The organism is Nitrospirillum iridis, from assembly GCF_014205765.1.
In the GTDB taxonomy this organism is placed as follows: domain Bacteria; phylum Pseudomonadota; class Alphaproteobacteria; order Azospirillales; family Azospirillaceae; genus Nitrospirillum; species Nitrospirillum iridis.
Window position 1 is genome coordinate 61951 of sequence record NZ_JACIIZ010000011.1, and the last position, 16578, is coordinate 78528.

The window sequence follows — 16578 nt, forward strand, 5'->3', positions numbered from 1 at the left end:
GCGTGAATATGGATAAATTCCAATAAAAACAATCATTTATCCATATAATCCCGAACGTGTTAACACGTTATTGGGGTGGGCCGAACATGCCAAAGCTGGCTTTCGCGACGCCGGGCCCTGTTTTGCTTGTGGGTATAAGGCCTCGGCCCTGCAGTCATATATCCCCTTCAGCTAGGCCGTTCCAGGATATATGGCATTATGATGGCTAGGGTTGGTTTATTAAATGAATTCCGAGGGTTGCTTGCGCCATGAAATGTCGGAATTTTATTTGGACCACACTTTAAAGATATGCCATACGACTGATTTTCGTCGTGTTTAATCCGCCAGTCTACCTCTTATTGGATAAGACGATGAGAATCGATTCTGAGGACTCGACGGAACTATCGTCCGAATTATATCAACGTGCGCTGTTTGGTAATTTTATCGTTAAAAGATTGGACGCCTGACCGACCTCTCGCATGACGTCGGTTCGAGGGTGCCCTTGCCCAGCGAGGATCAGATGGCCCTTGTCTTGCGGGTCCTTGTGGCCGGTGACTGTTCGATATCCGAAGGTGAAACCCGTGTCTGCGCCGGCAGCAGTTTCACCATAGGCCGTGGTGTGGAAAACGACTGGGTGGTCATCGACCCCCAACGCCACCTTTCCAAGCAGCATTGCCGGATAGAGCTGCGTGGGCAGACTTATTTCGTCATCGATACCAGTACCAACGGCGTCTATGTCGGCGGGGCGGCCACGCCGCTGGGCCGAGGCAACGCCCAGCCCGTCAATGACGGGGATGTGATCAACCTTGGGCCCTGCACCCTGCGCTTGGAAATCGAGGAGCAGGTGCCCGCGACGCTAGGGGGTGGGCAGGACGGTGTGGCCTCCATTGCTACTCCGCTGACCGGCGGCACGCTGTCCGATCCCGAGATTGATTACACTCTGGCTGGTCTAAATGGGGATGGTCCGAACGGAGGGGGCCTGAACGGCCGCACCGGCTATGGCGCTTCCTTGACGCAGGTTCTGGCTGGCGACAGCGTCGGCGAATTGCAGCTGACCGACATGTTGGGCGAGCGGGAAGGGGAGGTGGAACCCGCCTTTGGCGGCGTCCTCGCCTTGGCCCCGTCCCTGGCGGCGGCGCATACCGGCACCGGCGCCTATTTCGAGGCGCCGGAGGTCAAGCATCCCGTCATTCCCGTCGATTGGCAGGCGGAAGCGGGGGACGGCGCCGTCTCCCCGCAGGATGAACTGGGGTCGGTCTCCACCGCCGCCCAACTGATGACCGAGGCGTTCACCGGGGCCCGCGACGGCCGGGCCATGGCCCGCCTCACGGGGGCCGCGTCGGCAGCGGTCAACGGCGGCGCCACCATCCTGCCCATCAATCCGCCCACCGTCCAGGCACGGCCCCAGCCGGCCCCAGCTCCGGTCGCGGGCGCGGTCAATGCGGCCACCGTCGCCATGCCGGCGCCTGCCCCGGTCATCCCCCAACCCGCGCCGGCGGCGCAGGCCGTTGCACCCCAGCCCGTCGCGCCGGCACCGGCCGCGGCGGCCCCAACTCCGGCGGCCGCCCAGATTCCCACCGATGTGTTCGAGGCGTTCCTGGCCGGCGTGGGCCTGCCGCTGGACGCGGTGGACACGGCCGACGCCCCGGCGCTGATGCACAAGATGGGCGTTGCGTTGCGTGAGGCCGTCGGCGGCTTGCGCGAGCTGCTGGAGCTGCGGGCCTTCCTGAAGTCCGAGTTCCGCATCGAGCACACGCTGTTGCGCGCCAAGGAGAACAACCCGCTGAAGTTCTCCGCCAACCTGGAGGGCACGCTGGCCGTGCTGATCGGCCGGCGGGTCATGGGCTTCATGGACGCGCCCGAGGCCATCCGCGAAAGCCTGCGCGACATCAAGGCCCATGAGGTGGCGCTGATCGCCGGCATGAAGACGGTGGTGGGCGACGTGCTGGAGCAACTGTCGCCCGACACCATCAAGTCCGACGTCAGCACCTCCGTGCTGCCACAGGTGCACAAGGCCCGCTGCTGGGAACGGTACGAGCAGATCCACCAGCGGATGATCGGTGAACAGTCTTCGGGCCCACCGCTCGGCAGCAAGTTCTCCGCCGCCTACACCCAGCAGTTCAGGAACATCTGACCCTTCCCCGTGCCAGCTCTCCTGGGGATCGTCCCCAGCCCCGAGACCGCCCAGACCAACAGGGTATCCCAGACGATGCTTTTCCCCACGACCACCAACCGTCGCATCGCCCCCCTGGCCGCTCTTGCGGCCACCACCGTCCTGTTGCTGGCGGGATGTTCCCATGAGCCGCCCCCGCCGCCGCCGGCGCGCACCACCGTGCCGGTTTCCATCAACGTTGGCCCCGACGCCAACCCCGATACGCTGGGCCGGCCGTCGCCCATCGTCACCCGCCTTTACCAGCTGGCGTCGAAGGACAAGTTCACCATCGCCGCCCCCATCCAGCTGATCCAGCACGATGCCCAGGCGCTGGGCCCGGACCAGCTGGGCCGCGACGAGTTCGTGTTGCAGCCGGGCGACAAGCGGCAGGTGACCCTGCCGCAGAACGACAAGGTGCACTATGTTGGCATCGTCGCCGCCTACCGCGCCATCGACCAGGCCAACTGGCGGGAGATCGTCGCCCTGCCCGACACGGGTCCGGTCACGCTGAACATCACCGTTGGCGCCAACGGCCTGGTGGTGAAGCGCGATCCCGCCGTCGGCCCGGGGCCCAGCGTGGCCCAGGGCGACACGCCCCAGCGCGCCGTGGCCAAGTGAGGCCCCGGTCATGATGTCCGCCAACCGCGTGGTCTGGACCGAGGGCATGTTCCTGCGGGTCCAGCATTTCCAGCAGGCCGACCGGCATGTGGAACGTCTGCTGCATGCGCGTACCGAGCCGCTGGCCCCCTTCGCCTGGGGCCTGAGCGAGCTGACCATCAACCGGGAGCTGCTGGGCATCGGCAAGTTCGCCATCGTCTCGGCCCGGGGCATCCTGCCGGACGGCACGCCCTTCTCCATCCCGGATGAGGCGGACCACCCCCCGCCGCTGGAACTGTTCGACACCACCAAGAACTGCGTCATCTACCTGACGCTGCCCGTGCGCCAGCCCGGCGGGGCGGAGGTCGGGCTGACCAATAGCGAGGATGCCATCACCCGTTTCGTGCCGGCGCGGTACGAGGCGGAGGACGCGAACCTGGGCAGCGACCAGGCGGCCACCATGGACGTGGCGCGCCTGCGCCTGCGCCTGGCGCCGGAAACCCAGCCGCTGGCGGGCTATGAGAAGATCGCCATCGCCCGGGTGGTGGAGGTGCGGTCCGACCGGGCCGTCATCCTGGACGAACAGTTCATCGCGCCCGTCACCGCCGTCGCCTCGCAGGCGCCGCTGGCCGCATACCTGACGGAACTGCAGGCCCTGATCCAGCATCGGGCGGAGGCTCTGGCCGGGCGCCTGTCGGGTCCGTCGGCCAAAGGGGCGGCGGAGATCGCCGACTTCCTGCTGTTGCAGACGGTCAACCGGTACGAGCCGCTGCTGCGCCACTACGCGGCCACCGCCCCGATGCTGCACCCTGAGCGGTTCTACCGCCTGTGTGTGGAGATCGCGGGGGAGCTGGCGACCTTCACCACCGAGGCCAAGCGCGCCGCGATCTTCCCGGAATACCGGCACGAGGATCTGCAGAACAGCTTCCGCCCGGTCTTTTCCGACTTGCGCGCCTCCCTGAGCGCGGTGCTAGAGCAGTCGGCGGTGTCCATTCCGCTGCAGGCCCGTCGCCACGGCATCAAGGTGGGCGTCATCGTCGACCGCGCGCTGCTGTTCAACGCCACCTTCGTGTTGGCGGTGACGGCCGATATGCCGGTGGAACACCTGCGCCGCGTCTTCCCCAACCAGGTGAAGATCGGGCCGGTTGAGCAGATCGCCCAGCTGGTGAACGTGGCCCTGCCCGGCATCAACGTCCGGCCCCTGCCGGTGGCCCCCCGCCAGCTGCCCTATCGCAGCGGGCAGGTGTTCTTCGAGCTGGACCGCAGCAGCCAACATTTCAAGCAGCTTCAGAAATCCGGCGGCATCGCCCTGCACCTAGCGGGTGATTTCGCGCAGATCGAAATGGAGCTTTGGGCCATCAAGGGGGGTGCGTGATGTCCTATCCCAGCTACGGCCAGACGGCGCACGAGCCGACCATCGTCAAGCCTACGCCCGGCGGCCGCCGTCCGGCGCCGATGCAGGTGGTGGCGCCGCCCACCGACTACGCGCCGGAAGACACGGTCGATCTGACGCTGGGTGGCCTTAACCCCCTGGTGGCCGCCGCCGGCCCCATCCTGACGCTGGCCCGGCGCCTGCGCACATCCAGCGGCCAGTCCAACATCGAGGAACTGCGCGAGCGCGTCGCCGACGAGATCAGGGCCTTTGAGAAGCGCGCCCAGGCCACCGGCGTCGGCAACGAGGCGGCGCGCGCCGCCCATTACGCCCTGTGCGCCACCATCGACGACATTGTGCTGAACACCCCGTGGGGCGCCAGCAGCACCTGGGCCCGGGCCGGCATGGTCATCAGCTTCCACATCGACGTGACGGGTGGGGAACGGTTCTACGATCTGCTGAACCATCTGCTGAAGGACCCGGGCGCCAACCTGCAGGTGCTGGAGCTGATGTACCTGTGCCTGTCGCTGGGCTTCGAGGGCCGGCTGCGCATCCTGCCCCAGGGCGCGCTGGAGCATGCCCGCATCCGCGACAACCTCTACCGCACCCTGATGCAGCGGCGTGGCGACGTGGAGCGTGACCTGTCGGTGCATTGGCGCGGGGTGGAGGCGCCTTTCCGCCCGCTGCTGCCCAGCATCGAGTTCTGGACCGTCATGGCGGCCACCCTGATCCTGATCACGGTGATGGCCACCGGCTTCAGCTTCGCCCTGAACGGTAGTTCCGACGCGACGCTGGAGAAGATGGCGGGCCTGCCGCCGGTGGGGCAGCCCAGCGTCAGCATCGCCCAGCCCACGGCCCCGGTGCAACCTAAGGCCAAGGACATCGACCAGCTGCGCGCCTTCCTGGCGCCGGAGATCGCCCAGGGCCTGGTGACCGTCGTGGGGCAGGGCACCGACACCGTCGTGCGCATCCGCAACGCCGGCATGTTCGCCTCGGGCAGCAGCGAGGTGAACGACAGCTACGTGGCGTTGCTGAACCGCATCGGCGAGGCGTTGAACACCCGGCCGGGCAATGTGCTGATCACGGGGCATACCGACAATATTCCCATCCGCACCATCCGGTTCCCGTCGAACTGGCATTTGTCGCAGGCCCGGGCCGACGCCGTCGCCGCCGTCATCATCCCCCACTTGGCGGACAAATCGCGCGTCAAGGCCCAGGGCATGGCCGACACCCAGCCGATCGCCACCAACGATCAGGATGCCGGCCGCGAAGCCAACCGCCGCATCGACGTGATCCTGAGCACGCCAGCGGCGGCGGCATCGTCCGCCCCTCCCGCCACTGCCGTGACGCCTAACGAGGGAACCGCGCAATGAGCGTCCCGCCCCTGAACATGCCCGCCAGCGCCTCCTTCGCCCAGCCCCTGCTGTCCGCCCTGGCGCAGCCGTTCCGTGCCCGCTGGGTATGGTCCCTGGTGTGGGCCATCGGCTTCGCCCTGGTCATCTGGTTCTTCGGCGCCCTGGTGGCGGTGGGCACCCACCGGCCGCTGGAAAGCGACCTGGTGCGCCTGATCGCCTGCTGTGCCGTCTTCGCCACCTGGGCCGCCTTCAACCTGCAGGTCAACCTGAGGGCCCGGCAGACCGACCGGCGCATGGTCAACGACCTGACCGACGCCAGCGCCGATGAGCGCCGCCGCAGCGCCGACGTCAATTCGGCCGAGGAACTGCGCCTGCTGCGCGACCGCCTGCAGGAGGCGCTGAGCCAGCTGCGCAAGAAGTCCGGCCGCAAGGGCATGGGACGCGGCTATCTCTACCAGCTGCCCTGGTACATCATGGTCGGGCCGCCGGGCTCGGGCAAGACCTCGGCCCTGCTGACCTCCGGCCTGAACTTCCCGCTGTCCACCACCATCGGCCGCGACCCGTTGAAGGGCATCGGCGGCACCCGTAACTGCGACTGGTGGTTCACGGACGAGGCCATCCTGCTGGACACGGCCGGCCGCTACACCACCCAGGACAGCGACCCGCACCAGGACCAGGCCGCCTGGCTGGGCTTCCTGGACCTGCTGAAAAGCTATCGTCCCCGCCAGCCGGTGAACGGCGCCATCGTGGTGATGAGCCTGGCCGACCTGATGGCCCCGGACCCGACGGAGCGGCTGAATCATGCCCGCGCCATCCGCTTGCGCCTGAATGAGCTGTACGACCGCTTCGGCCTGCGCATCCCCGTCTACATGCTGTTCACCAAGGTCGATCTGGTGCCCGGCTTCGTCGAGTACTTCGACAATCTGGGCAAGTCGGAGCGTGAGCAGGTCTGGGGCATGACCTTCCCCCTGGACGATGGCGCCGCCGACAGCGCCGGGGTGGTCGACCTGTTCCCGCAGGAACTGGATGGTCTGGTCATTCGCCTGAACGAGCGGCTGCTGGAACGGGTGCAGCAGGAGGCGGACATCGAGCGCCGTGGCCTCGTGTTCAACTTCCCCAACCAGGTGGCCAGCCTCAGCGACGCCCTGCTGGAGATCCTGACGGAGATCTTCCGGTCAAGCCCCTATGAGACGCGGCCCCTGCTGCGCGGCAGCTATTTCACCAGCAGCGTCCAGGTGGGCATGCCCATCGACCGGACCATGGCCACCATCGCCGCCACCTTCGGGCTGGATCCGGTGCGCATGCCGGCCAACAATCGCCAGGGTCGCAGCTATTTCCTGACCCGGCTGTTCAATCAGGTGATCTTCGCCGAGGCGGCGGTCGTCAGCCTGAACCCCAGGGTGGAACAGCGCCGCCGGCGCCTGCGTATCGCCACCTACGCCACGGCGGCCGTCATCCTGGCCGTGCTGGCCTATGCCTGGAGCACCGGCTACCAGGAAAACAAGCGCCAGGTGGCCCTGATCGACGACGGCCTGCGCGCCTATGACAAGGCGGCGGCCGGCATCCCCAGCCAGAACGTGACGGACGAGGACCTGCCCCGGGTCGTCAAGCCGCTGAACATCCTGCGCAACCTGCCCACCGGCCTGGAAAACAACGAGGGCGTGGCCAGTCACTGGCTGACCTTTGGCCTCTACCAGGGCGACAAGCTGAAGACCGTGCACGCCGCCGTCTATGACCGGGCCCTGAACGGCCTGATGCTGCCCCGCCTGCTGGTGCGGCTGCAGAACCAGATCCGGGCGCACGGGGACGATGACGATTTCGTGGCCGGCGCGCTGAAGATCTATCTGATGCTGGGCAGCCGCGGACCCATGGACGCCGCCGCCGTGCGGCAGTGGATGGTGGCCGACTGGGCGGCGACCTGGCCGGGCGAGGCGAACAAGGGCTTGCGCGACGACCTGTCCCGCCATCTGGACGCCCTGCTGGGTGGTGGCAGCCTGACGCCCATCCCCCTGGATGCCAGCCTGATCGCCCAGTCGCGCCGCAGCCTGGAGAAGCTGGCGCCGGCGGAGCGGGTCTATGCCCTGGTGCGCCAGCATGAGGGGGTCAGCCAGTTGCCGCAGTGGCGCCCCGTCGACCATGCCGGCGCCACGGCCGACCATGTCTTCACCCGCATCTCCGGCAAGCCGCTGACCGAGGGCATCCCCGGCCTGTACACGCCTGAGGGCTACAAGGCCTTCCTGCCGGCGCTGTCGGCGGTCATCACCGAGGTGCAGGGGCAAAGCTGGGTCATGGGTGACAAGCCCGCCGCCGGCACCGCCCAGGCCGCCCAGACGGAGGATCTGCGCAACCGGGTTACGCAGCTGTACTACGCCGACTATATCCAGCAGTGGGACACCATGCTGGGCGACCTGCGCATCGTGCCCCTGGCGGACATGCAGCAGACCATCGCCCTGCTGAACCTGGTGTCCAGCCCCGACATGCCACTGCTGAAGCTGCTGAAGGACGTGGCGGCGGAAACCCAGATCGTGCCGCTGCCGGCCGCCCCCAAGGCGGTGACCCTTCCCGGCGGCGCCCCGGTGCCGGTGGCGGCATCCGTGCCGGACGAACCGGCCGGCGCCGTGGCCGTGGCGCAGCACTTCCAGCCCATAGCCGACTTCGTCACGCCCCAGAACGGCGCGCCGGCGCGGGCTGAGGATCTGGTCCGTCTGCTGGGCGAGGCTTATCAGGAGCTGAGCAACGTCGCCAGCGGGCCGGGCAACGGCCGGATGGCGCTCTACACCCGCACCTCCCACGGCGGGGCCGGTGGGCCTATCCAGATGCTGAACAGCCAGGCGCCACAGATGCCGCGCCCGGTGTCCGGCTGGATCGGCACCATCACCGGCAGCGCGTCCGAACAGTCGGTGGGCGGCGCGCGCGCGCAGCTGACCAACATGTGGGGCGGCGAGGTCGGTGGCTTCTGCACCCGCGCCGTCAAGGACCGCTATCCCTTCGCCAAGGACAGCGCCAAGGAAATCTCGGTGGGGGACTTCACCCGGCTGTTCGCCCCCGGCGGCATGCTCGACAACTTCTTCAACGCTCATCTGCGCACCCTGGTCGATACATCGGGCGCCAAGTGGCGGTGGAGCAAGGTGGGCGACACCGGCCTGGGCATCCCCGACAGCGTCCTGGCCTCTTTCCAGAACGCCGCCCAGATCCGCGACGCCTTCTTTCCCGATGGCGGCCAGCAGCCCCGCGTCGCCCTGCAGGTGACGCCGGTGACCCTGGACCCGAAGGCCACCGGCGTGCTGTTCGCCAGCGGCGGCCAGCAGATCGAATACCAGCACGGGCCGCAATGGCCGGCCTCCCTGCAATGGCCGGACAACGACCCCAACGCCGTCAGCCGCGTGGTGTTCGAGGTGACCGACGGCTTGCCGCAGAGCCTGATGAAGACCGGCCCCTGGTCGCTGTTCCATCTGGTGGACCAGGGCACGGTCACGGCGCTGGGCAGCGACAACCTGCGGGTCAACTTCACCGCCGGCGCCCATAACGCGGGCTTCGAGATGAAGTCCAGCACCGCGCTCAACCCCTTCATCCTCAAAGAACTGAGGGCGTTCCGTTGTCCAGTCTCTTTCTGAATAGCGCCGTCTCGGCTCGCGAGCCGGGCTTCTTCGGCAAGATCCCGGCCCGGGGCGACTTCGTCTCCCGGCGACTGGATCCCGCGATCGTGCGTCCGCTGGACGAATGGTTGCAGGCGTCGCTGGCCACGAGCCAACGGCAGATGGGCGAGGCCTGGCTGCCCAGCTACCTGGACACGCCGGTCTGGCGCTTCGTCCTGGGGCCGGGGGTTTGCGGCGACACGGCCATCGCCGGCGTACTGATGCCCAGCGTCGACCGCGTGGGCCGTTACTTCCCCCTGGTGCTGGCGGCGCCGCTGCCGGGCTGCGTCGCCCCCATCCGCCTGATCGAAAGCGGCCGGTCGTGGTTCGACCGGGTGGAGGATCTGGCGCTGACCTCGCTGGACGACGATTTCAACTTCGACACCTTTGACAACGCCGCCCGCGTGCTGGGCGCGCCGCCCTATGACACCACCCGGGGGCCGGCGGAAAGCAGCGCTTTCCGTGTCGGCCTCGCCAACAACGGGACGGCCAACGGCCGCGGTGCGCTGGGCGGCGCCTATGCCGAACTGCTGGACCAGGTGCTGATCGGCTTCAACAACCGCTTCAGCCTGTGGTGGACGACGGGGTCTGACAAGGTGGCGTCGTCGCTGCTGATCTCCCCCGGCCTGCCGGCGCCGCAGAATTACGCCGCCTTCCTGGATGGCCGGTGGGAGCGTTGGGGCTGGGAACGGCCGGCGGACACGTCGCTGCACCTGGCGGATGAGGAACTGCCCATCCTGTTGTTGCGGCCGGTCGTGGCCCTGCCTGGCCACGGCCGCACCCACCCCGGCACCCGCCGCACCATCAACCAGGACGCCCTGCTGCTGCGGCCGGATCTGGGACTGTGGTGCGTGGCGGACGGTCTGGGCGGCCACTCGGCGGGGGAGGTGGCCAGCGCCCTGACCGTCAAGGTCCTGGATGAGGTGCTGCCGCCCCTGTCCTATGGCGGCTTCGTGGATGAGGTGCGCGAGGCGTTGCTGGAGGCCAATGACAAGCTGCGGGCCCAGGCCGCCACCCTGGGCGACCAGGCGCTCATCGCCTCCACCGCCGTGGTGCTGCTGATCTACGCCAACCGCTTCAACTGCCTGTGGGTCGGCGACAGCCGTATCTACCTGCTGCGCGATGGCCGGTTGCACCAGCTGACGACCGACCATGTCGCCGCCGGCGTCAACCACCAGCAGCGCGCCACCATGCTGGTCACCCGCGCCGTGGGCGCCGCCGACACGCTGGAGATCGACATGGTGCAGGACACCGTCCAGCCCGGCGACCGTTTCCTGCTGTGCAGCGACGGCATCACCAAGGTTCTGAACGACGCGGAGATCGCCAACCTGCTGCGCGGCCTGCCGCCCCGCGAAACGGTGGACGCCCTGATAGAGAACATCCTGGTCAGCGGCGCGCCCGACAACCTGACGGCTGTCATCGTCGACGTGCCGGAGGCGGACCATCCCGTGGCCGAGGCCGCCCTGCGGACCGCCGCCCCGGCGGAGGCGCTAGCGCCGCAGGACGCGCGGCAAGGGGGTGCCGAATGACCCAAGCCGCCATCCTGACCCCGACGGTGTCCGCCGTGCCTGCCAGCCCGGAGGCGGACGCGCCGCACCAGCCGGACGAGCTGACCTCGCTGTTGCTCACTCCCGAGACGCCGGACGAGCTGACCCGCTTCGCCCCGGCGGAGTTGACCGAGGTGATGGTGACCCCGGACGCCACCCCGGTGGTGCCCACGCGTGAGGTGGTGGAGAACCGGGTCACCGGCTTCATCGCCGCCATTCGGGCCGAGGCGCACCGCGCCGGCCTGGACGAGGTGGCGTCGCTGGATCTGCTGGGCAGCGCCCGCAACGCCCTGGACCGCCACATCCAGGCGGCGCAGCGCCCGTGGGAGGATGGCCCGGCGGCACCCGCCGCCCCGGCCAAGCCCGATCCCACCGGCTGGTCGGTCGCGCCGGGCAGCACCATGCTGAACACCTTCATCGTCCGCACCCTGCTGGCCCGGGGCGGCATGGGTGAGATCTATCGGGTGCGCCACCGCGACCTGAAGACGGACCACGCCATCAAGGTCATCATTCCGGAGTACCGGGACGACGCTAAGATCGTGGGCCTGTTCCATGAGGAAGGCCGGCTGCTGCAACGCATTCGCCACGACGCGGTGGTGAACTGCGCCGGTCTGTTCCGCGATACCGACGGTCGCTCCATGCTGGTGCTGGAGTATATCGACGGCCAGTCGCTGTCCCACTTCCTGCGGCGGGGCCCCATGGGCCTCTCGGCGCTGGAGGCGTTGCTGCGCCGCCTGGCGGCCGGGCTGTCGGCGGTCCATGCGGCGGGCCTGGTGCACCGTGACGTCTCACCCGACAACATCCTGCTGCCGGGTGACAACCCGGCCGCGGCCAAGCTGATCGATTTCGGCGTGGCCCGGGAGATGCGCGGCGGCGTGACCCCCCGCGACGGGCTGGATTTCGCCGGCAAGTTCTCCTTCGCCTCGCCTGAGCAGCTGGGTATGCACGGCGGCGGCATCGGGGTCGCGTCCGACATCTACAGCCTGGGCCTGGTCATCCTGGCCGCCGCCCGGGGGGAAAAGCTGCCCATGGGTCAGACGGTGGAGGAGGCCGCGGCTGCCCGCCGCCAAGTACCACCGCTGGATGCCGTGCCCGACCGCCTGCGCGGCCTGGTGCAGGCGATGCTGCAGCCCGATCCCAAGCGCCGGCCCGCCGACTTGACGGCCCTGCTGCGTGCCCTGGATGCCAACGCCAACCCGGCCCGCAAGGGATTGTGGGGACGGCTGTGGACGTCGCGTGGGAGGGCATGATGGATACCGTCACCCCGATTCCCGTATCTGGCGCCGTCCTGGATATCGCCGGCCTGCTGGCTCCCCTGCCGGGGGATCAGCCCTGTGGCCCCGATCTGCGCACACACGCCGGCGGCGACGCCGTCTATTTCCAGCTGAAGGACCTGCGCGCCACGGCCCGCGCCATCGAGCGGCGGGCGGATTCGGAGGATGAGGCCCAGTCCTCGCTGGCGGAATGGCAGCGCATCCATGATCTGGCGCGCACCGTCCTGGCCCAGCGCACCAAGGACGTGGAAATCGCCGTCTGGCTGACGGAGGCTGCCGTGCGATTGGACGGCTTCGCCGGCCTGGCCGATGGCTTCCGCCTGCTGGCGGGCCTGCTCGACGGGCACTGGGACGGCGTGCACCCCCAGCCGGATGAGGACGGCTTCGCCGTCCGCCTGGCCCCCATCGGTGGGCTGAACGGCCACGGGGCCGAGGGCACCTTGATCCAGCCCATCCGTAAGGTGCCGCTGCTGCGCGACGACGGGGGCGAGCCCTTCGCCTATTGGCACTACGCCCTGGCCCAGCGCGCCAGCCAGACGCCGGACACCCGCTCTCGTTCGGGCCGGACGCCGCCGCCCACGCTGGACGCCCTGTCGCAGCGCATGAGCCGCCAGCCGGCCGCCCGCAACCGGGCGCTGCTGGCCGATGTCCGCGCCTGCCGCCGTGTCTTCCGCGACCTCGATCGGCTGTTGACCGAGCGGGTGGGTGCCGACGCGCCGCCGACGTCCACCATCGCCCACATCCTGGAGGAGGTGGAGGACGCGGTGGTGTTCCTGACCGGCCTGTCGGCCAAGGAAGAGGTGGAGGAGGCCGCCGTGCCCGACGTCATCCTGCAGTCCGCCAGCGGCGCGCCTGTCGTCGAGGCGGAGGCCCCCGTGCAGGGCGGGCCCCACCGCCCGGCCAAGGGCATCAGCAGCCGGGAGGAGGCGCTGACCCTGCTGGCGGAGATCGGCCAGTACTTCCGCCGGACGGAGCCGCACTCGCCCCTGTCCTACACCATCGAGGATCTGGTGCGGCGTGGCCGAATGCCGCTGCCCGAGTTGCTGGCGGAACTGCTGGCGGACGCGGGCGCGCGCAACACCCTACTGACCACGGCCGGCATAAGACCTAACCCGAACAACGGTCAGTAAAATGTTGATAAGCAGTGATTTAAATCCGGGGCGAACCCTAGACGACAGACAGCAACCCATGGGTAGGAGAAGGTAGATGGCCAGCGTTCATGACAAGCTCGAGCGGGTTCGCAAGCCGCGCGTGCATATCAAATACGAGGTCGAAACCGATGGGGCGATGGTCGAGAAGGAGCTGCCCTTCGTGGTCGGCGTGCTCGGCGATTTCTCCGGCGATCCGACGGAGGATTTGAAGCCGCTGAAGGACCGCAAGTTCATCCAGATCGACCGCGACAACTTCAACGAAATCCTGGCGCGCATGAAGCCGTCCCTATCGTTGCGGGTGCGCAATGAACTGGAGGATGACGACAGCGAGCTGGCCGTGGAACTGAAGTTCTCCTCGCTGGAGGACATGGAGCCTGGGCAGATCGTCATGCAGGTGCCGGCGCTGCGCAAGCTGCTGGAGACGCGCAACCAGCTGCGCGACCTGCTGACCAAGGCCGACCGCTCGACCCAGCTGGAAGACCTGCTGGAATCCATTCTTCAGGATGACTCCCAGCTGCGGAGGCTTTCGCAGCAGCTGGGGGTCGCCGCCGAGGAGGTGAAGTGATGACCGACACCCTGACCGTATCCCGCGACGCCGCCGCCGGCACCCTCGACGGCGTTTCCCTGCTGGACCAGGCCATCGGCGCCACCCGGCAGACCGAGCCCGCCCGCGTGCAGGAACTGCTGCGCACGCTGACGGAAGAGGCGCTGGGCGGCTCCGTCACCTACAGCCGCAACCTCACCCAGACGCTGACCGCGGCGGTGAACGCCATCGATGCCAAGCTGTCCAAGCAGCTGGCGGCCATCATGCACCATCCGGACTTCCTGAAACTGGAGGGCAGCTGGCGCGGCCTGCATCACCTGGTGATGAACACCGAGACCAGCGCCAACCTTAAGATCCGCGTGTTGAACGTGCGCAAGCGCGAACTCATGAAGGATCTGTCCAAGGCGGTGGAGTTCGACCAGAGCGAGCTGTTCAAGAAGCTCTATGAGAACGAGTTCGGCACGCCAGGCGGGGAGCCCTATGGCATGCTGATTGGGGATTTCGAATTCTCCAACCATCCCGAAGACGTGCAGATGCTGTCCAGCCTGTCCAGCATCTCCGCCGCCGCCTTCGCCCCCTTCATCTCCGCCGCCAGCCCCAAGCTGTTCGGCTTCCAGGACTATCAGGATCTGGCCAAGCCGCGCGATCTGGAGAAGATCTTCGAAACGGCGGAATACGCCCAGTGGCGCAGCTTCCGCGACAGCGAGGACAGCCGCTTCGTCACCCTGACCCTGCCGCGGGTGCTGGCCCGCCTGCCGTATGGCGCCGCCACGCTCAGCGTCGACGACTTCAATTTCGAAGAGACGCCGTTGGACCCCGCCGGCAAGTCGCTGGCGCTGGAACACAACGAATATTGCTGGATGAACGCGGCCTACGTGCTGGGCTCGCGCGCCACCGAGGCCTTCGCCAAGTACGGCTGGTGCACCGCCATCCGCGGGGCCGAGGGCGGCGGCAAGGTGGAAACCCTGCCCACCCATGTCTTCGTCAGCGACGACGGCGACCCAGACCAGAAATGCCCCACGGAAATCGGCATCACCGACCGCCGCGACGCCGAGCTGGGCAAGCTGGGTTTCCTGCCGCTGTGCCACTACAAGAACACCGACTACGCCGTGTTCTTTGGCGCGCAGACGGTGCAGAAGCCCAAGAAGTATGACCGCCCGGACGCCACGGCCAACGCCGCCATCTCCGCGCGCCTGCCTTACATGATGGCCACGTCCCGCTTCGCCCACTACCTGAAGGTGATGGCGCGCGACAAGATCGGCTCCTTCCTGGAAGTCGAGGATTGCGAGGCCTGGCTGAACCGCTGGATCAACAACTATGTCAACGCCAACGAGGGCGCCGGCCAGGAGATGAAGGCGGCCTATCCGCTGCGCGAGGCGAAGATCACGGTGAAGGAAATCCCGGGCAAGCCCGGCTCCTATAACGCCATCGCCTGGCTCCGCCCCTGGCTGCAGATGGAGGAGCTGACGACTTCGCTCCGCATGGTGGCACGGATACCGAGCAAGCTTTGATGCAACAGACCCTTGAGGCGGCAGCCCCGGGGGTGGAGCGACAGATCGACGCGACGGAAGGCCGGCCAGTCCGGCCGGACGCGCCCACGGCTTGGCGGCTGGACCTCAGCCGCCATCCCGACAAGCGCCTGGTCATCGACCAGCTGATCGCGGCGATCGACGCCCTGCTCACGGCCCAGGTCAACGCCATCCTGCACCATCCCCGTTTCCAGCAGTTGGAGGCGTCATGGCGCGGGCTGCTTCAACTCGTGGACGCCTCGGCTTCCACCCGGGCCATCAAGATCCGGGTGCTGGACGTCTCATGGCGCGAACTGTGCCGCGACTTCGAGCGCGCCATCGAGTTCGACCAGAGCCAGCTGTTCGCGAAGGTGTACAGCGACGAATTCGGCACGCCGGGCGGGGAGCCGTTCGGCCTGCTGATCGGTGACTACGCGGTTCAGCACCAGCGCGACGCCGACCACCCGACGGACGACGTCGGCACGCTGAAGGCCATCGCCGCCGTGGCGGCCGCGGCCTTCTGCCCCTTCGTCACCAGTTGCTCGCCCGCCCTGTTCGGGCTGGACAGCTTCGGCGACATGGCCAGCGACGTGGACCTTTCCCGCTCCTTCGAGGGGCATGAGTTCATCCGCTGGCGGGCCCTGCGCGAGGCGGAGGACGCGCGCTTCATCGGCATCGCCCTGCCGCGGGTGATGATGCGCCCGCCCTATCGCCACGATCCCAACCGGGTCGATGGCTTCCGCTTCGCCGAACGGGCCGGTCGGCCCGGGGCGGGTGACTATCTGTGGGGCAACGCCGCCTTCGCCTTCGCCACCGTGGTCATGCGCGCCTTTCACCAGTACGGCTGGTTCGCGGACATCCGGGGCGCGCCGGATGACCTGGCCGGCGGCGGCCTGGTGGACCGTTTCCCTGGCCACACCTTCCCGACCTTGGGTGGCGCCAGCGCGCCGGCGGCGCCGCTGGATGTCTATCTGTCCGACCGGCAGGAAAAGCAGCTGAGCGACCTGGGCGTCGTGCCCCTGTCGCGGGTCAGCTACGCCGACGCCTGCGTCTTCTACAGCTGTCAGTCGCTGCATGCGCCCAAGGTCTATGACCGGGCCACGGCCACGTCCAACGCCCGGCTGTCGGCCATGCTGCAGTACGTGCTCTGCGCCTCCCGCTTCGCGCACTACATCAAGATGATCGGCCGGGACAAGCTGGGATCCTTCGCCACCGCGCACGATTTCGAGAACCACCTGCGCGACTGGCTGCGGGGCTACTGCCTGGCCAACGACGACGCCAGCACCTCCTTCAAGGCCCGCTATCCCCTGCGCGAGGCCGAGGTGCAGGTCCGTGACATCGCCGGCCGGCCGGGCGCCTTCGGCTGCGTCATCCACCTGAAACCGCATTTCCAGCTCGACGATGTCCAGACCAGCTTCCGCCTGGTCACGGAACTCGTCGGTCCCCAGGCCTGACGGAGGGTTC

General features: G+C 68.0%; 11 protein-coding genes. All 11 read left to right on the forward strand.

The window, feature by feature from the left end:
- Positions 1–499: 499 nt before the first annotated feature.
- The 11 genes from tagH to tssC (FHS74_RS18845) all read left to right on the forward strand — a co-directional run bounded on the left by tagH (position 500) and on the right by tssC (FHS74_RS18845) (position 16568).
- Positions 500–2113, forward strand: a complete 1614-nt coding sequence (tagH, locus tag FHS74_RS18795) for a type VI secretion system-associated FHA domain protein TagH (RefSeq protein ID WP_184803433.1) — start codon at positions 500–502, stop codon at positions 2111–2113.
- 75 nt (positions 2114–2188) lie between these two features.
- Positions 2189–2749, forward strand: coding sequence for a type VI secretion system lipoprotein TssJ (gene tssJ / locus FHS74_RS18800; protein WP_184803435.1), 561 nt, complete (start codon positions 2189–2191; stop codon positions 2747–2749).
- A 10-nt stretch (positions 2750–2759) separates the two neighbouring features.
- The gene (gene tssK / locus FHS74_RS18805) at positions 2760–4103 is read left to right on the forward strand and encodes a type VI secretion system baseplate subunit TssK (protein ID WP_184803437.1); all 1344 of its coding nucleotides are present in this window, start codon (positions 2760–2762) and stop codon (positions 4101–4103) included.
- Positions 4103–5473, forward strand: a complete 1371-nt coding sequence (icmH, locus tag FHS74_RS18810; RefSeq protein WP_184803439.1) for a type IVB secretion system protein IcmH/DotU — start codon at positions 4103–4105, stop codon at positions 5471–5473. Before tssK ends, icmH begins: the two co-directional genes overlap by 1 nt.
- The gene (tssM, locus tag FHS74_RS18815; protein WP_184803441.1) at positions 5470–9069 is read left to right on the forward strand and encodes a type VI secretion system membrane subunit TssM; all 3600 of its coding nucleotides are present in this window, start codon (positions 5470–5472) and stop codon (positions 9067–9069) included. Before icmH ends, tssM begins: the two co-directional genes overlap by 4 nt.
- Positions 9051–10619 carry a type VI secretion system-associated protein TagF gene (gene tagF, locus FHS74_RS18820; protein ID WP_184803443.1) on the forward strand — a complete coding sequence of 523 codons (1569 nt, stop codon included), beginning with the start codon at positions 9051–9053 and terminating at the stop codon, positions 10617–10619. The genes tssM and tagF overlap by 19 nt, the downstream gene beginning before the upstream one ends.
- On the forward strand, positions 10616–11887 hold the full coding sequence (locus tag FHS74_RS18825; protein ID WP_184803445.1) for a serine/threonine-protein kinase: 1272 nt from the start codon (positions 10616–10618) through the stop codon (positions 11885–11887). Before tagF ends, FHS74_RS18825 begins: the two co-directional genes overlap by 4 nt.
- The gene (gene tssA, locus FHS74_RS18830) at positions 11884–13041 is read left to right on the forward strand and encodes a type VI secretion system protein TssA (protein WP_211106404.1); all 1158 of its coding nucleotides are present in this window, start codon (positions 11884–11886) and stop codon (positions 13039–13041) included. The genes FHS74_RS18825 and tssA overlap by 4 nt, the downstream gene beginning before the upstream one ends.
- 76 nt (positions 13042–13117) lie before the next feature.
- Positions 13118–13627, forward strand: a complete 510-nt coding sequence (gene tssB / locus FHS74_RS18835) for a type VI secretion system contractile sheath small subunit (protein WP_184803449.1) — start codon at positions 13118–13120, stop codon at positions 13625–13627.
- Positions 13627–15117 (forward strand): type VI secretion system contractile sheath large subunit, encoded by a 1491-nt coding sequence (gene tssC, locus FHS74_RS18840; RefSeq protein WP_184803469.1) that lies wholly within the window; start codon positions 13627–13629, stop codon positions 15115–15117. Before tssB ends, tssC (FHS74_RS18840) begins: the two co-directional genes overlap by 1 nt.
- Positions 15117–16568 (forward strand): type VI secretion system contractile sheath large subunit, encoded by a 1452-nt coding sequence (gene tssC, locus FHS74_RS18845; RefSeq protein ID WP_184803478.1) that lies wholly within the window; start codon positions 15117–15119, stop codon positions 16566–16568. The genes tssC (FHS74_RS18840) and tssC (FHS74_RS18845) overlap by 1 nt, the downstream gene beginning before the upstream one ends.
- Positions 16569–16578 lie beyond the last annotated feature (10 nt).